This is a genomic window from Sphingomonas sorbitolis (assembly GCF_036663875.1).
Lineage (GTDB): Bacteria > Pseudomonadota > Alphaproteobacteria > Sphingomonadales > Sphingomonadaceae > Sphingomonas.
In genome coordinates, this window is sequence record NZ_JAXOJS010000002.1 from 563699 (window position 1) to 582877 (window position 19179).

Sequence of the window (19179 nt, forward strand, 5' to 3'; positions counted from 1 at the left end):
TCAGGCTGCGCGCCACCACCATACGCCATCGCGCGTGTCGCGGGTCGCTCGGCCTTCTACTTCGAGGCGGCGGAGATGCGCGAGGGCTTCGCCGGTCGCCATGCCGAGGACGTCCTGCCCGATCGCGCGGCGGAAGAGGCGGCCGAAACAGTCAACCGCGCGGCGGGGTTCGGCGAGGAAGACGGCGAGTTCGTCGAGCCGTTCGCGGTGTTCGCGGTCCATCGCGTCGAGGCGGGTGTGGAGGCCGGTGAACGGGTCGCCGTGGCCGGGGAGGACGAGCAGGTCGGCGGGCAGCGTCTTCAGCTTGGCGATCGAGGCGAACCATTCGCCCAGCGGGTCGGCGTTCGGTTCGGTGACGCCGAGCGAGACGTTGGGGCTGATGCGGGGCAGGACCTGATCGCCGGCGATGAGGATGCCGCCGGCTTCGTCGTAGAGGCACGCGTGTTCGGGGGAGTGGCCGGAGCCGGTGACGATCCGCCAGTCGCGCGTGCCGATGGTGAGCGTGCCACCGTCCTCGATGCGGGTGTAGCTGAGCGGGAGCGGGGTGATGATCTTCCGGAAGCCTGCCCAGCCCTTGGCGGTGGCGTGGTCGATCTGTGCTTGGTCCCAGCCTGCGCCGCGCCAGAAGGCGAGCATTTCGTGGGGGACGGAGTCGCGGGCATCGGCGGCGAGCATGCGCGCGGTCAGCCACTCGGCTCGGGTCATGATGAGGGGGGCGGCGTGGTTGTCGCACATCCAGCCGGCGAGGCCGATATGGTCCGGGTGGAAGTGGGTGCCGATCATCTTGGTGATGCGGGTGTTGGCTTTGGGGCCGTTGAAGATGGCTTTCCAGGCGTCGCGGGCGTCCGCGGTGTTCATGCCGGTGTCGATCAGCGCGTTGCCGTCGGTGTCAGCGAGGAGCCAGCAGTTTACGTGGCGTAGCGGGCCGGGGATGTGGAGGCGAACCCACTCTATGCCGGGGGCGACCTGCATCGTTTCGCCCGGTGCGGGCTCCGCGCCACCAAACGGGTAGGTCAGCCCCTTGTGGCTAGTCGGCGCGAAATCTGTGCTGGGTGCAGTTGCCATCCGTTGCGGTTAGCAACTGGATGTGGCCGTAGATAGTGCTGTACGGCAGCGGACCTTCTCTCGATCCTCCCTCGCCAGAGGGAGGTGTCGCCGTAGGTGACGGAGGGGGAGGACACGGAGCGGAGGTTGGCGCGTGCCTCCCCCTCCGTCTGGCAAGTGCCAGCCACCTCCCCCTGGCGGGGGAGGATTAGGTTGGCGAATTTGCGCAAGTTCCGTCACCCCGAACTGGTTCGGATCCTGTCCGCTTGAAACGGGGAAAGCTTGTTTCCCCGCGAAGGCGGGGACCCAGACTGGGCTCCCGCCTTCGCGGGAGAACAATGACGCATCAGCTATCGCCAGATATGGCCTCGGCCTGCCCGGCTAACTTCACCCGCTAGCCGTATCGCAGGAGGACAGCGCGAGCCCACCCCCTGCCCCCTCCCGCTTGCGGGAGGGGGATAAGTTCAGGTCAGCGCTTGAAGGGGTCGTCGAAGAGCGGTTTGACGGGGAGGACGCCGCCATCTGCCACGAACTGTGCGTCCGCAGCCGCCTGGGTGCGCTCGGCGCGGAGCTGCTGGAGCAGGACTTCGCGGTCGCCTTCGAGACGCGTGTCGGTCGGGGCTTCCATGCCGGCTGCCTTCGCCGCCTTCGCCACTGCCGCGTCGAGTTCGCGCTGCGAGGTCAGGCCGAGCGTGACCGGGTCCTTCGGCGTGATGTTGGCGATGTTCCAGTGGCTGCGGTCCCGGATCGCGGCGATCGTCGTGCGCGTCGTGCCGATCAGCAGCGAGATCGCGCCGTCGGTGATCTCCGGGTGGTTACGGATGATCCACGAGATGCCGTCGGGCTTGTCCTGGCGCTTCGAGACCGGCGTGTAGCGCGGGCCCTTGGTGCGGCGGACCTGCTCGGGGCCCTTGATCATCTTGAGCTGGTAATCGGGATCGGCGGCACCCTTGTCGATCTCTTCCTGCGTCACTTCATGTGCACGGACGGGATCGCGACCGGTGAGCTTGGTCGAGGTCGTGTCGTCGGCGATCGCCTGGATCTCGAGGATGTGCAGACCGCAGAAGTCCGCGATCTGCTCGAAGCTGAGCGCGGTATTGTCGACCATCCAGGCGGCGGTCGCGTGGGGCATGAGCGGCTGGGCCACGGCGAGAACTCCGTAAAAATAGAAAGGGCCGCCCCTTTCGGAGCGGCCTGACATGAGAGAGACTTAGTGCGCGTGGGGGCAACAGGCAAGCACGCAAGATTCTGGCAAGCTCAGGCGGCCATGAGCTTTCCTTCGAGGGGGACGAGCGCGTGGAGGAACTGGCGCGCGCTGGCCGGCCAGCTGTAGCGCGCGGCATAGGCGGCGCAGGTGACGCGGTCGCGGGTTAGCGCAGTGGCGATCGCGACGTCGAGGTCTTCGTGCATCGCGCCGACGCGGTCGTCGAGCACGTCGATCGGCCCGGTGACCGGGTACGCCGCGACGGGGGTTCCGCAAGCCAGCGCCTCGATCATGACGAGACCGAAGGTGTCGGTGCGGCTTGGGAAGACGAGGACGTCGGCGGTGCGGTAGGCGGCGGCGAGGTCGAGGCCCGAGCGCTGGCCGAGAAAGACCGCGTCCGGGAAGCGGCGCGCGAGCATGGCGCGGGCGGGGCCGTCGCCGACCACGACCTTCGTACCGGGATGCGCGGAGGACAGGAACGCCTCGATGTTCTTCTCGACCGCGACCCTGCCGACATAGAGCTGGATCGGCCCGGGCAGCGCTGTCAGCTCGGGGTCGCGGGCACCGTCGAGGCCGAACTGCGCGAAGTCGACGCCCCTGCCCCATTCGCGGACCTGGTGCAGGCCCTGGTCCGACAGCGTCCTGGCGACCGAGGGCGTCGAGACGAGGATCGACTGCGCGGGGCGGTGGAACCAGCGGATGTAGCGCCAGATCCAGTCGGGGTTCGCGCCGGTGCGGGCGGCGATATAGTCGGGGAACTGGGTGTGGTAGGCGGTGGTGAACGGGAGCGCGCGGGCGAGGCACCAGGTGCGGGCGGCGAGGCAGACCGGGCCCTCGGTGGCGAGATGGATCGCGTCGGCGCCGAAGCTTGCCAGCAGGCGACCGACTGCGCCGGACCGCGCAAAGGCTAGGCGGATCTCGGGGTAGGTCGGGCATGGCATCGAGGCGAACTGTTCGGGGGAGACGATCAGGACCTGATGGCCGATCGATTCGAGTTCCTTGCGGACCGCCTGAAGGGTGCGGACGACGCCGTTGACTTGCGGGCTCCAGGCGTCGGTGACGATCGCGATACGCATCGTGTTTTCTCCGTTTTGCCCCTCTCCCGTCGGGGAGAGGGAGGGGCCCGCTTGGCGCAGCCAAGTGGGAGGGTAAGGGCACGCTGTTCACTGGCGTGGTGGACTTGCCCTCACCCTCGCCGCTTCGCGTCTTTCCCTCTCCCCGATGGGGAGAGGGTTTAGGTTAGGCAGCCAACGTGACGACCTTGTCCTTCTCGCGGGCGGCGATTTCGTCGCCCCAGTGGAGGAGTTCCATGCGGCCGTCGAAATGCTCGACCAGCGCGGTGCAGCCTTCGACCCAGTCGCCATCGTTGTAATAGGCGATACCGGCGATCTCGCGCATTTCGGCGGTGTGAATGTGACCGCAGACGACGCCCTCGACGCCGCGGACACCGGCGGCGTGCGCGACGACCTCCTCGAAGTGCGAGATGAAGGCGACGGCGTTCTTGACCTTGGCCTTGGCGTGCTTCGACAGCGACCAATAGGGCATGCCCATCCGCCGCCGCGCGGCGTTGACCCAGCGGTTGAGGCCCATCAGCATCGTGTAGGCGGCGTCGCCGATATGCGCGACCCAGCGGTGCGCGAGCGTGATCGCATCGAACTCGTCGCCGTGGAGCACCAGCAGGCGGCGACCGTCGGCGGTCTCGTGGATCGCGTTGCGACGGATCGAGATGCCGCCCAGATCGAGCCCGGAATATTGCCGGAATACTTCGTCATGGTTGCCGGGGATGTAGACCACCCGCGTACCGCGCTTGGCGCGCTTGAGCAGGCGCCAGAGGACGTCGTTGTGCGCGGCGGGCCAGTAGAATTTCTTCTTGAGCCGCCAGCCGTCGATCATGTCGCCGACGAGATACATCGTCTCGCTGTCGACATGATCGAGGAAGTCGTTGAGCATCCCGGCATTGCAGCCGCGCGTGCCGAGGTGGACGTCGGAGATCCAGATCGTGCGGTATTGGCGACGCTCGACGATCGGCTCGGGGACGGCAGGGCGTGAGTGGATGAAGTCGGCGATATCGGTGATGTCGGCGCCGATGATGCTAGATGGCGAAAACGTCGTCACGGCGTTCATGGCCTTACCCCCGCAAGTCTATCCCTTGGCGATGATCTAGCCGAGTATTGTGACAGGGCAGTCGCACTCTGGTGACTGTTAGAAGTCAGCGTAAAAACGTTGCTGCAACTGCGCGCAAACGCGTTGACGAATCGGGGCGAAGCTGAACCTATGGCAAGGTCTTACAGGGAGAAAATATCATGAAGTTTCGTTTCAAGAATGTCGCGGTGACGGTTGCGGGCGCGGCGATGATGGTTGCGCCGACGATGGCGTCGGCGGCCAATACGGCGGCATCGCTGTCGGTCGCGCGTACGGGGACGGCGACGTCGGGCAAGGGCAAACTCGCCGAGGGGCCGACTGCGACGTATGTCAGCATCGGTATCCTGGCGGCGCTGGTGGTCGGCGTTTTGCTCGCGACGAGCGGTGGGGATGACAGCTCGGATAGCAACTGAGGTAGGCGCGGGAGTGACTTAGCCTCGCAATCCTCCCCCGCCAGGGGGCGGTGACGCCGTAAGGCGACGGAGGGGGAGGACACGGAACGGTAGTTACCCTTCCCGCCCCCTCCGTCTGGCAAGCGCCAGCCACCTCCCCCTGGCGGGGGAGGATTGGGCCGTTTGGTTTGCGAAGGTAGCTTGTGTCGCCGCGAAGGCGGGGATCCAGACTGGGCTCCCGCCTTCGCGGGAGAAAAAGGTTGCTTTGGGTTGGCGCGTCAAACGCTCCAGCGCGCTTCGCATGCCCTACCCCGCCTAACGAACCCCACCCCGGCGAAGGCCGGGGCCCAGTTGGGAGCGCTGAGTAACGACGCGGTGCGCGTCGTTACTGCGACCTTTCCACCTGGGCCCCGGCCTTCGCCGGGGTGGTGGTGTGCTTGGGGTGACCGTTAGCCGTCAAACTGGGATACCCCAGCTTTCGCTGGGGTGACGGGTTTGGGGCGGGTGTCCTCCTCCATCACTGCCGCGACGGGATTGGGGCGGGTGTCCTCCTCCATCACCGCCGCGACGGGAGTGGGGCGGGTGTCCTGCTCGATCACCGACGCGACGGGAGTGGGGCGGGTGTCCTGCTCGATCACCGACGCGACGGGAGTGGGGCGGGTGTCCTGCTCGATCACCGACGCGGCTGGTGACTACACCCCTCGCCGATGCGGCTGACTGATGCGACTGGCTATCGTGCTCCAACCGGTGGCGGGGGGCTAGTGCCCCCCCTTACCCCATCGTCAGGACGATCTTCCCGACATGGTCGCCCGCTTCCATCCGGGTATGCGCGGCCGGTGCGTCGGCGAAGGCGAAGGTGCGGTCGATGACCGGTTTCAGCTTGCCCGCTTCGACGTGCGGCCACACCGTGCGGGACAGCTCATCGGCGACCAAGGACTTGAACGCCGTGTCCCGCGGGCGGAGCGTCGAGCCGGTCAGCGTGAGGCGGCGGCGCATGATCTCGAACAAGGGCACGGTCGCCATCGCGCCGCCCATGACCGCGATCGAGACGTGGCGGCCGTCTTCGGCGAGGCATTTCAGGTTGCGCGGGACGTAGTCGCCACCGACCATGTCGAGCACCGCGGCGACGCCCTTGCCGCCGGTGATCTGCTTCACGCGCTCGACGAAATCTTCCGTCTTGTAGTCGATCGCGTGGGTCGCGCCGAGGCTGAGCGCGGCTTCGCACTTGGCCTTGGAACCGGCGGTGACGATGATGTCGATGCCGAACACGTTGCACAGCGCGATCGCCATCGTGCCGATACCGCTGGTGCCGCCGTGGACGAGGACGGTGTCGCCTTCGGTGGCATAGGCGCGCTCGAACAAATTGGTCCAGACGGTGAAGAGCGTCTCCGGCATCGCCGCGGCCTCGATCATCGTGAGCGCTTCGGGGACGGGCAGGCACTGGCCGAACGGCGCGACCGCGTATTCCGCATAGGCACCGCCGGAGATCAGCGCGCAGACCGACTGGCCGATCTGTTCGTCGCCGACGTCTTCGCCGACCGCGACGATCGTGCCGGAGATTTCCATGCCGAGAATGGACGGTGCACCAGGCGGGGGCGGGTATTTGCCTTGGCGCTGCATGACTTCGGGGCGATTGACCCCCGCGGCGGCGACCTTGACCAGGACTTCGCCCGGCCCTGGTTGCGGCACGGGACGATCGACGAGCACCAGCACCTCGGGACCACCCGGCTGCTCGGGATCGATCGCCTTCATGACGTCAGGTAAACCTAAGTTACTGGATATGGTGTCGGGTGTCGCGGTCATCTGCTCGTCACGTCCCTTTTGATGTGCCGGCCTTATTGACATCACTCTGGTGCGGGTCAACGTTGCATCCACGATGGACTTGGAAGACGCCCCCTCCCGTCCCGACGATCTGCTTGACGCACTGGTGCGGCAGGACCTCGATCCGTTGTCGGTCGCCGAACTCAATGCGCGGATCACCGTGCTGCAGGGCGAGATCGCCAGATGCCAGGTCAAGAAGGATCGCGCGGTCAGCCACCGGGCCAGTGCCGACGACCTTTTCAGGCGGTGATCGCCCTCCCCGCCTCTCCGCTGGATGTTTTCGGACAGTGCAGGAACGGACGGGGCCGGGTTCAAGTGCTTGATGCGACCGATATCAGTTCCGACATAGTGGCAAAGGGCTCGCGTTCTCGCGGCCCGACAGGAGTATTGTAAATGCCATCATTTGCACCCGCCCTCGAGACCACGCTGCACAAGGCGCTCGAGGCGGCATCGTCCCGGCGTCACGAATATGCGACGCTGGAGCATCTGCTGCTCGCGCTGATCGACGACGAACATGCGTCGAAGGTCATGACCGCGTGCAACGTCGAGATCGGCGATCTGAAGAACACCGTCGCGCACTACCTCGACAGTGAACTCGATGCGCTGAAGGTCGATGCGGCGACCGACCCCTCCCCCACCAGCGGGTTCCAGCGCGTCGTTCAGCGCGCGATCCTGCACGTCCAGTCGTCGGGCCGCGACGAAGTGACGGGCGCCAACGTGCTCGTCGCCTTGTTCAGCGAGCGCGAGAGCTATGCCGTCTATTTCCTGCAGCAGCAGGACATGAGCCGCCTCGATGCGGTCAGCTTCATCAGCCACGGTGTCGGCAAGGGCGGGCAGCAGGCGACCGAAGCATCCACGTCAAAGGGTGCGGACGACGAGAAGCCGGCCAAGGGACAGGAGAAGGGCAAGACGGAAAGCGCGCTCAAGCAATTCACGGTCGACCTCAACGAGAAGGCCAAGAACGGCAAGGTCGATCCCCTGATCGGGCGCGGGCCGGAGGTGGATCGCACGATCCAGATCCTGTGCCGCCGGTCGAAGAACAACCCGCTCTATGTCGGTGATCCGGGCGTCGGCAAGACCGCGATCGCGGAAGGCCTGGCGCGGAAGATCGTCGAGGGCGACGTGCCCGACGTGCTGTTGCCTGCCGTCATCTACTCGCTCGACATGGGCGCGTTGCTGGCGGGGACGCGGTATCGTGGTGACTTCGAGGAGCGCTTGAAGGCGGTCGTCAACGAGCTCGAGAAGCTGCCCGACGCGGTGCTGTTCATCGACGAGATTCACACCGTGATCGGTGCGGGTGCGACGAGTGGCGGCGCTATGGATGCGTCGAACCTGCTCAAGCCGGCTTTGTCGGGCGGCACGATCCGTTGCATCGGTTCGACGACGTACAAGGAGTTCCGCAACCACTTCGAGAAGGACCGCGCTCTGCTGCGGCGCTTCCAAAAGATCGACGTGAACGAGCCGACGATCGAAGATACGATCAAAATCCTCGCCGGACTGCGCTCGGCGTTCGAGGATCACCACAACGTCAAGTACACCCCCGATGCGATCAAGTCGGCAGTCGAGCTTTCGGCGCGGTACATCAACGACCGCAAGCTGCCGGACAAGGCGATCGACGTGATCGACGAGGTCGGCGCGATGCAGATGCTGGTGCCGCCGAACAAGCGCAAGAAGACGATCACCCCGAAGGAGATCGAGCAGGTCATCGCGACGATGGCACGCATCCCGCCGAAGTCGGTCTCGACCGACGACAAGCTGGCGCTGGCCACGCTCGAGACGGATCTGAAGCGCGTGGTGTTCGGTCAGAACGCGGCGATCGAGAAGCTGTCGTCGGCGATCAAGCTGGCGCGGGCGGGTCTGCGCGAGCCGGAGAAGCCGATCGGCAACTATCTGTTCACCGGGCCTACCGGTGTCGGCAAGACCGAAGTCGCCAAGCAGCTGTCGACGATCCTCGGCATTCCGCTTCAGCGGTTCGACATGTCCGAATATATGGAGCGGCATTCGGTCAGCCGTCTGATCGGTGCGCCTCCGGGCTATGTCGGGTTCGACCAGGGTGGTCTGCTGACCGATGCGATCGATCAGAACCCGCATTGCGTGCTTCTGCTCGACGAGATCGAGAAGGCGCATCCGGACCTGTTCAACATCCTGTTGCAGGTGATGGATAACGGGCGGCTGACCGACCAGCACGGCAAGTCGGTCGATTTCCGCAACGTCATCCTGATCATGACGACCAATGCGGGTGCCAGCGACATGGCGCGCGAGACGGTCGGCTTCGGCAACCTGACGCGCGAGGGCGAGGACGAGGTGGCCGTGACGAAGATGTTCACGCCGGAATTCCGCAACCGTCTCGATGCGGTGGTCCCGTTCGGGTATCTGCCGACCGAAGTCGTGGCACGCGTAGTGGACAAGTTCATCCTCCAGCTCGAACTCCAGCTGGCGGACCGCGGCGTGCACATCGTCCTCGACGACGCGTCGAAGGCGTGGCTCACGACCAAGGGCTACGACAAGCTGTACGGTGCACGGCCGATGGGTCGCCTGATCCAGGAGAAGATCAAGCAGCCGCTCGCCGAGGAACTGTTGTTCGGCAAGCTGGTGCACGGCGGCGAGGTGACGGTGAAGATGAAGGACGGCGCGCTGTCGTTCGCGATCGAACCTGCCGCGCCGAAGAAGCCGAAGAAGAAGGGTAAGGTGGAGACCGTCGAGACCGAGTGATCTCGGGTTTCGATGTGGTGTGAAGGGCCTGCCGTCGGAGCGATCCGGCGGCGGGCTTTTTTTTTGGTGCGGGCGCGTTGCAAGGGTAGACCGGGTCGACCGTCCGGATTTTGGTTCCGAACGCTTACAACGAGAAAGCGTGTTTCCCTGCGAAGGCGGGGACCCAGACTGGGCTCCCGCCTTCGCGGGAGAACAAGGGGCAGGTGCTGCGCCTGAATGCTTCGATCCATTTACCCTAACACCAAGCTTCCCCCAGCAAACATCAGCGCCTCCTGACCGCCACAGCCCCCCCCCCCCCCGGCGGAGGCCGGGGCCCAGGTGGGAAACGGTGCTGACGACGGTTGCGCATCGTTACTGCGACCTTTCCAACTGGGCCCCGGCCTTCGCCGGGGTGGGGCTGATGGCGGATGGGATACGCATCCACGTTACGAGGTGGCGGGAAGGACAAGGGCGGGGAGGACTTCGCGACGGACGTCGTCTTTCCCTCCCCCTCCGTCTGGCAAGTGCCAGCCACCTCCCCCTGGCGGGGGAGGATCGATGCGCCGCGAGGGATCTGCGTGCGTTTACCGATAATTGGGGAAGCGGCGCTAGCATCGCGCCATGGAACGCTTGGCATGGTTGCGATGGATGATCGGCGCGCTCGCGCTGGGCTTCGGTCTTGCCCTTGTCGCGCCTGCCGTCGCGGTCACGGGCACGCCGCTTTCGGTCTGCGTCCGCCCTGCCCTTACCGGCCAGACGCCCGCCGCGCTGTTCGCCAAGCCGGCCGGTTTCGACTGCACGACGTCGCAGACTCGGTTCGGCGGCGGCGACTTCTGGATCCTGTCGCAGCGCCTGCCCGCGATCAGCGGCGACGATCATACCGTGCGGATCGGCAGCACCTGGGTGAACCGCGTCACGCTGTACGTCCAGTACGCCGACGGATCGATCCGCCAGACCGGCTTCACCTCGCGCACCGCGGGGCGGTTGCTCGGGCTTGGCGCGGTAATCGTCCAGCCGATCCCGCATCAAGATGCCGCGCCGGTCCGGCTGCTGTGGCATGTCGAAGGGGCGGCGAACCTGCGCGGGCTGATCCTCGGCCCGGCGATCGCCGATCACGCGCAGCGCGACACCACCGAGATCCTGCTGGCCGCGCTGTATGGCGCGTTCGGCGGGATGGCGATCGCGCTGATCGTCTACAACCTCGCTTTGTGGGGGGCGCTGCGGCAAGCGTTCCAGCCCGCCTATTGCCTGCTCGTGCTGTGCCTGCTTGCCTATGCGCTGACCTCGTCGGGGGCGCTGGGCCAGCTGTTCCAGGGCCTCGACAACAATGATCGCCAGCGGCTGAACGCGCTGTTCCTAGCCGGGTCGGCGGCGTCGGCGCTGCTGTTCTCGCGCACCTTCTTCGAGCGCGCGGTGTTCGCCGGCTGGCTGCGGCCCGCGAGCAACTGGGTGATCGCCGGGCTGTTGGCTGCCGGCACCCTGTGGGCGACGTGCGCACCGTGGCATTTCCATATGCTCGATACGATCCTGGCCTGTGCGTATCTCGCGCTGCTGGTGCTGATCCCCGCCGTCCTGTTCCGTGCGTGGCGCGTGCGGAGCAGTTTCCTGTGGCTGTTCGCGCTGGCGTGGAGCGTGCCGATCGCGGTCGCCGGACTGCGCATCGCCAACGCCTTCGCGCTGCTCGACTGGAGCCTGTGGCTCGACAATTCGACGATTCTGTCGATGGCGCTCGAATCGATGCTGTCGAGCCTCGCGATCGCCTACCGGATCCGGCTGCTCAGCGTCGAGCGCGATACCGCGCGCGAACAGGAGATCGCCGCGCGGCTGCTGGCGGATACCGAGCCGTTGACCGGGCTGCTCAACCGCCGCGCGTTCCTGACGCGTGCGATCGGCCGACCGGGCGACCAGATGCTGCTGATCGCCGACGTCGATCATTTCAAGCGCGTCAACGAGATGATCGGGCATGACGGCGGCGACGAGGTGCTGCGCGTGGTCGCACGCGCGCTGCGTAACGCGGTGCCGGCCGACGCGCTGGTCGCGCGGATCGGCGGCGAGGAGTTCGCGATCCTGGTCGATGCGGCGAATGCCGTCGCGCCGGATTCCGTGCTCGACCGGTTGCGCGGCCAGCGCATGCCGTTCGACATTGCCGTGACCGCGAGCATCGGCGCGTGCACCGGGCCGTTGCTCGACGAGACCGACTGGAAGCTGCTCTACAATTGCGCCGACCGCGCGCTGTTCGCGGCGAAGGCAGCGGGCCGCGACCGCGCGCGCGAGGCGCCGTCGTTGTGCATCGCCGCCTGATTGCCGCTTGTCCCTCTGATTGCGGCCGACTTGTCGGGGATGACGAAGTGCGACATGATCGCAACCATGGCCGGGGAACACAGGATGCGGAATCGTAAGGCGACGCTGGCGATAGCGGGGCTGATCGCGCTTACTGCGATCGCCGTGCGGCATCCGACCGTCGATGTGCAGCTGGTCACGCATGACGCACGCGATCCCGCGCCGCACCGGATGCAGGCGGCGGTCGATTTCGGGCTGGTCGGCGTCTCGGTACTTTATACCTGGACCGTCGGCCGGCTGCGCTGAACGCGTCCGAACCCGTCTGAACCCGGGCGCCACGTCCTTGACCCCCATCGCGTGCCTGCGCCATAGCGACGGACATGGACACGCCGATCGAAGACCTCGCGTTCGAGGATGCACTGAAGGAACTCGAGCTTATCGTCGGAAAGCTGGAGAGTGGCGACACGCCGCTCCAGCAGGCGATCGAGCTGTACGAGCGCGGCAACAAGCTGCGCCAGCGTTGCGCCGACCGGCTCGATGCGGCGCAGGCGCGGATCGAGGCGATCCGGCTCGACGGCGACGGCAAGCCTGCGGGCGTCCGCCCGTTCGCGGCGGGCTGACGCGGTGAGCCAGATGCCCGTCACGCTGGATGCCGCGCTCGCCGACGTCGCGGCCGAGATCGACCGGCAGTTCGACCAGTTGCTGGCGATCCCCGACGATCCGCGCGGCGACCTGTACCGGGCGATGCGGCATGCCGCGATCGGTGGCGGCAAGCGGTTGCGCCCGCTGCTCGTGTTCGCGACAGCCAATCTGTTCGACGTCGCGCACGAATGTTCGGCGCGGGCAGCGACCGCGCTGGAGGCGATCCACGTCTATTCGCTGATCCATGACGACCTGCCGTCGATGGACAATGACGACATGCGCCGCGGCAAGCCGACCGTCCACAAGGTGTTCGACGAGGCGACCGCGATCCTTGCGGGTGACTGCCTGCATGCGCTGGCGTTCGAGATCCTCGCCGATCCGGCGACGCATCCCGATCCGTTCGTGCGCATCGAGCTGGTGACCGACCTCGCGCGCGCTGCCGGGCCGAACGGCATGGCGGGCGGGCAGAAGATGGATATCGAGGCGGAAAGCACGCGCTTCGACCTGAACACCGTCACGCGGTTGCAGCAGATGAAGACGGGGGCGCTGATCTCGGCGTCGGTCGAGGCCGGCGCGATCCTCGGGCGGTTGCCGCCGGAGGGCCGGGTCGGTCTGCGCGGCTATGCGCATGACCTGGGGCTTGCGTTCCAGATCGCCGACGATCTGCTCGATGCAGAGGGCGACGAGGCGGTCGTCGGCAAGTCGCTGCGCAAGGACGAGGTTGCGGGCAAGGAGACGTTCCTGTCGCTGCTCGGACCCGAGCGCGCGCGCGAACAGGCGCGGATGCTGGTCGACCAGGCGATCGCGCACCTCCATAGCTATGGCAAGGAAGCCGATCTGTTGCGGGATATCGCCCGTTTCGTGCTCGAACGCGACCGCTAAGCGTACAACCGGGAGTTCAACATGACCGCACGCATTGGTGTCTATCCAGGCACGTTCGATCCGGTCACGTTGGGCCATATGGACATCATCCGACGCGGCGCGAAGCTGGTCGACCGGCTGGTGATCGGGGTGACGACCAACCCGTCGAAGTCGCCGATGTTCACGATCGAGGAGCGGATGGCGACGGTGCGCCGCGAGGTCGCGGGGATCGGCGGCGATATCGAAGTCGTCGAGTTCGATTCGCTGCTGATGGACTTTGCCGAGCGGCAGGGGGCGAAGGTGATCGTCCGGGGCCTGCGCGCGGTCGCCGACTTCGAATACGAGTATCAGATGGCGGGGATGAACCAGCAGATCAATCCGCGCGTCGAGACGGTGTTCCTGATGGCCGATGTCGCGCTGCAGCCGATCGCGAGCCGGCTGGTCAAGGAAATCGCGTTGTACGGCGGCAACATCGCCAAGTTCGTGCCCGAGGCTGTGCGCGAAGAGGTCGTCGCGCGGGTCGAGAAGATCGGCCGCAAGGGGAGCTGATCAGGTCGGCGGACCGACGGTCAGATCCGCGCCACCGAATTGGCTACGCCCGCCACCATGTTCTCCCGCGAAGGCGGGAGCCCAGACTGGGTCCCCGCCTTCGCGGGGAAACACGCTTTGCCTGGCCGGTCGGGAAAACTGCCGCCCCAGTCCGGGCTGACGGCGCCGATCCTGGGATTGCTGCTGCCTCAAAACCCGCAGCTTATTTCCCGAAGCCGGTCGGAGCGGGCGAGACCACCGTCGTCGTACCACCGCGGATTTCCTTCACTTCCAGCGCGCGCTCGGCGACGTTGTCGCGGCCGAAGCGGAACGCGCCGTCGATGCCCGCAAAGCCGTCGCCGTCGCGCAGGCGGTTGACCGGGAACGGCGTGCCGGGCTTCCAATCGCGCGCGATGCGGACCGTCAGCAGGACCGAATCATAGCCGAGGCTCGACAGGCGGTATGGCCCGGCGCCGAAGCGTGCGCGGTATTTGGCGGCGTATTGGCGATACAGCGTGTCGGAGACGCTGGCGTACCAGGCGCCGGACAGTGCGGGCTTGGCGGCGATGCTGGTGTCGGAATTCCAGAGTTCGGTGCCGAGGATGCGCGTCGACGCACCGCCGCCGCGCTTGACCATCGCTGCCGCCGAGGCTGCGGTGGCGCCTCCGTCGGCAATCAACACCGCGTCATAAGGGGCCTTTGCGGCCAACCGCGTGACCGCACCCGAAATGCCCCCGGGACCGCGCGCGTAGGTCTGGAGCGAGACGACCTGGCCACCGGCGCCTTCGACCGCGCGGAGGAACGCGGTTGACGCGCGCTCACCGTACAGGCCGTTGGGGACGAGGCCGGCGAAATTGCTGACGCCGCGTGTCCGCGCGAAATCGACGACGCGCGCGATCGACTGGGTCGGGACATAGCCCATCAGGTAGGCGCCGTTGCCCGCCACGCCGAGATCGTTGGAGAAGCTGAGCACCGGAATGTTCGCTGCGCGCGCGATCGGCGCGACGGCGCGGACGTCGTCGGCGAGCAATGGGCCGAGGATCAGTTGCGCGCCTTCCGCGATCGCGCGCTGCGCGGCGGCGGCGGCACCGGTCGCGGTGTCGTAGTTGGTGATCCGGACACGCTGGTTCTGCGTGTCGAGCAGCGCGAGCATCGTCGCGTTGGCGATCGAGGTGCCGACGCCGGCATTGCTGCCCGACAGCGGCACGAGCAGCGCGACGCGGTTACGCTCGGCATCGCGCGGGATACCGGTCTCGACACCAATCTCAGGACGATCGACGGGACGCGTGGTCGGGCGCTGCTGCGACGGCTCGACCGGTCCGCGCGGGACGATCGTCTGACATGCGCCAAGCAGGCACGCCGCACCCAGTGCCACCCACCGGCCGAATGCGCGGTGCCGTCCCGGTTGCCCTATCGTCGTCGCGTCTGCCATGACCATCCCCATGAACCCTGAATCTCTTCTCGATCCCGGCCTCTACATCGTCGCGACCCCGATCGGCAATCTTGGCGATCTGTCGCCGCGCGCCGCCGACATCCTCCGCCGCGCCGACGTGATCGCGGTCGAGGACAGCCGCGTGACCGCCGGTCTGCTCCGCCATATCGGCACGAAAACGCCGATGGTGCCGTATCACGACCACAGCGCGGAGGGTGTGCGCCCGGCGTTGATCGCGCGGATGGCGACGCAGGCGGTGGCGCTGGTGTCGGATGCGGGGACGCCGCTGATTTCCGACCCGGGCTTCAAGCTGGTGCGCGATGCGCGCGCGGCGGGGCACCTGGTGGTGACGATTCCCGGCCCTTGTGCTGCCGTCGCCGCGCTGACGCTGGCGGGCCTGCCGACCGACCGGTTCCTGTTCGTGGGGTTCCTGCCGTCGAAGCTGCACGCGCGGGCGGAGGCTATCGCGGAGGTGGCGACGATCCGCGCGACCCTCGTGATGTACGAGTCGGGGCCGCGGTTGGGGGCGTGTCTGGCGGCGCTGTTGGAGGGGCTCGGCGACCGCGAGGCGGCGGTGACTCGCGAGATCAGCAAGAAGTTCGAGGAGGCGGTGACGGGGACGCTGTCGACTTTGGCCGAGCGCTATGCGGACGCGCCGCCGCGCGGGGAAATCGTGATCGTCGTCGCACCGCCGGGTGAAGCGCCGCCGGCGAGCGCGGAGGATGGTGACGCGGCGCTGGTCGAGGCGTTGACGCGACTGTCGACTGGGCAGGCGGCGAGCGAGGTGGCGAAGAAGCTCGGGCTCGACCGGAAGGCGCTCTACGCGCGGGCGCTGGAACTGAAGCCGAAGCCCTGATCTCTTCCCCCGCTCGCGGAGAGCAGGCCGCTCTCCCCTCCCGCTTGCGGGAGGGGTTGGGGGAGGGCATGTCACGGACGTGTCGCCCCCGCCCTCCCCTAGCCCCTCCCGCAAGCGGAAGGGGAACATGCTCGACCGCCAGGTTGCGGAAGCGCGGCGAGCGGCTGGCGGGGTGGTGGCTGCGCCTCAAGGGTTGGAGCATCCTCGATCGCCGCGTGCGGACTCCCGCCGGCGAAGTCGATCTGGTGGCGCGCAAGGGAAACCTCATCGCATTCGTCGAGGTAAAAACCCGCGCGACCGCTGCCGAACTTGACTTCGCGATCGACGAGCGCCGCCTCGCCCGCGTCGCCGCAGCGGCGGAGTATCTGATGTCTCGCTATGCCGGACCGGGCGACGATATCCGAGTCGACGTGATCCTGCTCGCGCCGGGGACGCGGCCGCGGCATATCGAGAACGCGTGGATTGGGTGACGGGTTCGGGCGGGGGATCAGGCGAGCATGGGTGACAAATCCCGCCCGCCTTCCTAAGTCCCGATCCGAACCACCCCGACCCGTCACCCCAGCGGACGCTGGGGTCTCCCAGTTACGGAGAGACCCCAGCTTCCGCTGGGGTGACGGAATTGGGGTGCATGGAAGGAATGCGAGAATGAGCCTCACCGTCGCCGTCCAGATGGACCCGCTCGACAGCATCAACATCGCCGGCGATTCGACGTTCGCGCTGATGCTCTCCGCGCAAGATCGTGGCCACACGCTCTTCCATTATTCGGCCGAGGACCTGAACTACCGCGACGGCCGGGTCTGGGCGAAGGCGCATCCGGTCACGGTGCAGCGCGTGGTCGGCGACCACTTCTCGGTTGGCGAACCGGTGAACCTCGATCTCGGCGACGAGGCCGACGTCGTGCTGATGCGGCAGGATCCCCCGTTCGATCTCGGCTACATCACCGCAACGCACCTGCTCGAGCGGATCGCCGACAAGACGCTCGTCGTGAACGACCCTGCGCAGGTGCGGAATGCGCCCGAGAAGGTGTTCGTGCTCGATTACCCCCAGTTCATGCCGCCGACGCTCGTCACGCGCTCACTCGACGAGGCGCGGAAATTCCTCGCCGAGCACGGCGCGATCGTCATCAAGCCGCTCCACGGCAATGGCGGCAAGGCGATCTTCAAGGTCGAGTCGGACGGCGCGAACCTGTCGGCGCTGATGGAGGTCTTCAACATGACCTGGCGCGAGCCGCACATGGTGCAGGCGTTCCTCCCCGACGTCGCGAAGGGCGACAAGCGGATCGTGCTGATCGACGGCGAAGTCGCGGGCGCGATCAACCGCCTGCCGGGCGAAGGCGAGATCCGTTCGAACCTCGCGGTCGGTGGCTCGGCGGAGAAGTCGGAACTGACCGACAAGGAGCGCGAGATCTGCGCGGTGCTCGGGCCGGAGCTCAAGAAGCGCGGGCTGTTGTTCGTCGGAATCGATGTGATCGGGGGGACTTGGCTGACCGAGATCAACGTGACGTCGCCGACCGGGATCGTCGCGATCGAGAAGTTCGATGGGACCGATGTCGCCGGCATGATCTGGGATGCGATCGAGGCGAAGGTCGCGGCGCGATAGCCTTTCCAAAAACACCACCCCGGCGAAGGCCGGGGCCCAATTGGAAAGGTCGTAGTAACGGAGCGCCGCCCTCCGTCGTAACCGTCCCCCAATTGGGCCCCGGCCTTCGCCGGGGTGGTGCAATGGTGGAACGCCTCGCGGAACCCATCCAGCGTCCCGGCAGTATCTCATTCCCATGACCGCATTCATCCTCGATCTGATCGCCTGGGGCGGATATTTCGGTATCTTCCTGTTGATGGCGCTCGAGAATATCGTGCCGCCGGTGCCGTCCGAAGTCATCATGGGGCTCGGCGGCATGGCGGTCGCGCGCGGCGACATGACCGTCGTTCCGCTGATTGCCTGGGGCACCGCGGGGTCGGTGGTCGGCAATTACTTCTGGTATTATATCGGCCGCAACATCGGCTACGAACGCTTTCGCCCGTTCATCGAACGCAACGGGCGCTGGCTGACGATGGAATGGTCCGACGTCGAGAAGATCCACCGCTTCTTCATGAAGCGCGGCGGGTGGGTGATCTTCGTGTTCCGCTTCATGCCGACCTTCCGCACCGTCATCTCGCTGCCCGCGGGGATGACGCGGATGCCGATCTGGCAGTTCGTGATCTGGACTGCGGCGGGCAGCGCGATCTGGAATACCGTGCTCGCCTACGCCGGCATCTTGCTCGGCTCGCATTTCGAGGAACTCGACCGCTATGTCGGGCCGGTTGCGGTGGCGACGTTCGTGGTCATCCTCCTCGGCTATGGCTGGCGCGTCGTGACGTGGAAGCCGAAGGGGTAATCAGGCCCTGGGGTGCGCGTTGCGGTAGACGTCCATCAGGTGTGCGGCATCGACCTGCGTATAGACCTGCGTCGAACTGAGGCTCGCATGCCCGAGCAGCTCCTGGAGCGCGCGCAGGTCCGCCCCGCGCCCCAATAGGTGAGTCGCGAAACTGTGGCGCAACGCGTGCGGCGTCGTCCGATCGCCCAGCCCCAGTCGGGTCCGTGCCGCCTGTACCGCACGACGGATCATGACCGGCGACAGCGGACCACCCTTCGCGCCGCGGAACAGCGGTTCGTCGCGCGAGACCGGCCACGGCGTCTGCGCGATATAGGCCTCGATCGCCGCGCGGACCTGCGGCAACAGCGGTACGATGCGGGTCTTGGCGCGCTTACCCGTCACCCGGATCGTCTCGCCGAGCGGGAGGATATCGCCGCGCAACGTCAGCGCCTCGCCGATCCGCAGCCCTGCGCCGTACAGCAGCATCAGCACCGCCCAGTCCCGCGCGCCGATCCACGGCTCGGTCGCATCGTCCGCCACCTCCTCGGCCAGCGCGACGGCTTCGGTCGGCGAGATCGGCCGCGGCACGCCGGTCTTGACGCGCGGCCCGCGCATCCGCGGTTGCTCGGCGCGGTCGTTAGCCCAGGCCAGGAACCCGCGCACCGCCGACAATTCGCGCGCGGCGGACGCGTTGCCGAGCCCGTGTTCGCGGCGGTCGGCGAGATAGGCGCGGAGATCGGACGCCGTCACCCGAGCGAGGTCGGCGCGGTCGATGCGCTCGCCCCAATGCGTCTGCAGGAACGCGGTCAATCGCTCGGCCGTCGCCTGGTAGGCGCGCACCGTATGGACCGATCGACGCCGATCGCGGGCCAAATGGTCGCTCCAGAGCATTGATGGCGGCTTATTGTAAGAATCAACATCATCGGATGTCGA

At 66.8% G+C, this 19179-nt stretch carries 20 protein-coding genes; 12 read left to right on the forward strand and 8 right to left on the reverse strand.

Annotated features, from left to right (window positions below; translation table 11 throughout):
* The 4 genes from U1763_RS07915 to U1763_RS07930 form a co-directional block, all read right to left on the reverse strand.
* Positions 1 to 1065, reverse strand: a complete 1065-nt coding sequence (locus U1763_RS07915; protein ID WP_332754778.1) for an MBL fold metallo-hydrolase — start codon at positions 1063 to 1065, stop codon at positions 1 to 3.
* Positions 1066 to 1513: 448 nt separating this feature from the next.
* The gene (locus U1763_RS07920) at positions 1514 to 2191 is read right to left on the reverse strand and encodes a DUF1013 domain-containing protein (protein ID WP_056484483.1); all 678 of its coding nucleotides are present in this window, start codon (positions 2189 to 2191) and stop codon (positions 1514 to 1516) included.
* A 110-nt stretch (positions 2192 to 2301) separates the two neighbouring features.
* The gene (locus U1763_RS07925; protein WP_332754779.1) at positions 2302 to 3324 is read right to left on the reverse strand and encodes a glycosyltransferase family 4 protein; all 1023 of its coding nucleotides are present in this window, start codon (positions 3322 to 3324) and stop codon (positions 2302 to 2304) included.
* A 163-nt stretch (positions 3325 to 3487) separates the two neighbouring features.
* Positions 3488 to 4372 (reverse strand): UDP-2,3-diacylglucosamine diphosphatase, encoded by an 885-nt coding sequence (locus U1763_RS07930; protein WP_132895496.1) that lies wholly within the window; start codon positions 4370 to 4372, stop codon positions 3488 to 3490.
* Between the two features lie 179 nt (positions 4373 to 4551).
* Between U1763_RS07930 and U1763_RS07935 the strand changes: the two genes are divergently transcribed.
* Positions 4552 to 4803: a hypothetical protein gene (locus tag U1763_RS07935; RefSeq protein WP_332754780.1), complete on the forward strand. Its 252-nt coding sequence runs from the start codon at positions 4552 to 4554 to the stop codon at positions 4801 to 4803.
* 428 nt (positions 4804 to 5231) lie between these two features.
* Here U1763_RS07935 and U1763_RS07940 read toward each other — a convergent pair whose 3' ends face one another.
* Positions 5232 to 5459: a hypothetical protein gene (locus tag U1763_RS07940; RefSeq protein WP_332754781.1), complete on the reverse strand. Its 228-nt coding sequence runs from the start codon at positions 5457 to 5459 to the stop codon at positions 5232 to 5234.
* A 94-nt stretch (positions 5460 to 5553) separates the two neighbouring features.
* Positions 5554 to 6534 carry an NAD(P)H-quinone oxidoreductase gene (locus U1763_RS07945; protein ID WP_332754782.1) on the reverse strand — a complete coding sequence of 327 codons (981 nt, stop codon included), beginning with the start codon at positions 6532 to 6534 and terminating at the stop codon, positions 5554 to 5556.
* A gap of 124 nt (positions 6535 to 6658) precedes the next feature.
* Here U1763_RS07945 and U1763_RS07950 point away from each other — a divergent pair, with 124 nt between their 5' ends.
* From U1763_RS07950 to coaD, 7 genes are all read left to right on the forward strand, one after another.
* The gene (locus U1763_RS07950) at positions 6659 to 6853 is read left to right on the forward strand and encodes a DUF1192 domain-containing protein (protein WP_332754976.1); all 195 of its coding nucleotides are present in this window, start codon (positions 6659 to 6661) and stop codon (positions 6851 to 6853) included.
* Positions 6854 to 6996: 143 nt separating this feature from the next.
* On the forward strand, positions 6997 to 9315 hold the full coding sequence (clpA, locus tag U1763_RS07955; protein ID WP_332754783.1) for an ATP-dependent Clp protease ATP-binding subunit ClpA: 2319 nt from the start codon (positions 6997 to 6999) through the stop codon (positions 9313 to 9315).
* Between the two features lie 600 nt (positions 9316 to 9915).
* Positions 9916 to 11595: a GGDEF domain-containing protein gene (locus U1763_RS07960; protein ID WP_332754784.1), complete on the forward strand. Its 1680-nt coding sequence runs from the start codon at positions 9916 to 9918 to the stop codon at positions 11593 to 11595.
* A gap of 84 nt (positions 11596 to 11679) precedes the next feature.
* The gene (locus U1763_RS07965; protein WP_132736176.1) at positions 11680 to 11880 is read left to right on the forward strand and encodes a type 2 periplasmic-binding domain-containing protein; all 201 of its coding nucleotides are present in this window, start codon (positions 11680 to 11682) and stop codon (positions 11878 to 11880) included.
* Positions 11881 to 11954: 74 nt separating this feature from the next.
* Positions 11955 to 12194: an exodeoxyribonuclease VII small subunit gene (locus U1763_RS07970; protein ID WP_056060585.1), complete on the forward strand. Its 240-nt coding sequence runs from the start codon at positions 11955 to 11957 to the stop codon at positions 12192 to 12194.
* A gap of 13 nt (positions 12195 to 12207) precedes the next feature.
* Positions 12208 to 13098 (forward strand): polyprenyl synthetase family protein, encoded by an 891-nt coding sequence (locus tag U1763_RS07975; protein ID WP_132736883.1) that lies wholly within the window; start codon positions 12208 to 12210, stop codon positions 13096 to 13098.
* Positions 13099 to 13119: 21 nt separating this feature from the next.
* Positions 13120 to 13626 (forward strand): pantetheine-phosphate adenylyltransferase, encoded by a 507-nt coding sequence (coaD, locus tag U1763_RS07980; protein WP_132736179.1) that lies wholly within the window; start codon positions 13120 to 13122, stop codon positions 13624 to 13626.
* Positions 13627 to 13828: 202 nt separating this feature from the next.
* Here coaD and U1763_RS07985 read toward each other — a convergent pair whose 3' ends face one another.
* Complete coding sequence (locus tag U1763_RS07985; protein WP_332754785.1) at positions 13829 to 15037, reverse strand: penicillin-binding protein activator; 1209 nt, start codon at positions 15035 to 15037, stop codon at positions 13829 to 13831.
* Between U1763_RS07985 and rsmI the strand changes: the two genes are divergently transcribed.
* From rsmI to U1763_RS08005, 4 genes are all read left to right on the forward strand, one after another.
* Entirely contained in the window at positions 15036 to 15893 is an 858-nt protein-coding gene (gene rsmI, locus U1763_RS07990; RefSeq protein ID WP_332754786.1) for a 16S rRNA (cytidine(1402)-2'-O)-methyltransferase, read from the forward strand. The genes U1763_RS07985 and rsmI overlap by 2 nt on opposite strands.
* 143 nt (positions 15894 to 16036) lie before the next feature.
* Positions 16037 to 16363: a YraN family protein gene (locus tag U1763_RS07995; RefSeq protein ID WP_332754787.1), complete on the forward strand. Its 327-nt coding sequence runs from the start codon at positions 16037 to 16039 to the stop codon at positions 16361 to 16363.
* 175 nt (positions 16364 to 16538) lie between these two features.
* Positions 16539 to 17492, forward strand: a complete 954-nt coding sequence (gene gshB / locus U1763_RS08000; protein ID WP_332754788.1) for a glutathione synthase — start codon at positions 16539 to 16541, stop codon at positions 17490 to 17492.
* Between the two features lie 175 nt (positions 17493 to 17667).
* Complete coding sequence (locus tag U1763_RS08005; protein WP_332754789.1) at positions 17668 to 18267, forward strand: DedA family protein; 600 nt, start codon at positions 17668 to 17670, stop codon at positions 18265 to 18267.
* Here the strand turns inward: U1763_RS08005 and U1763_RS08010 are convergent, their stop codons facing one another.
* Positions 18268 to 19137 carry a tyrosine recombinase XerC gene (locus U1763_RS08010; RefSeq protein ID WP_332754790.1) on the reverse strand — a complete coding sequence of 290 codons (870 nt, stop codon included), beginning with the start codon at positions 19135 to 19137 and terminating at the stop codon, positions 18268 to 18270.
* Positions 19138 to 19179 lie beyond the last annotated feature (42 nt).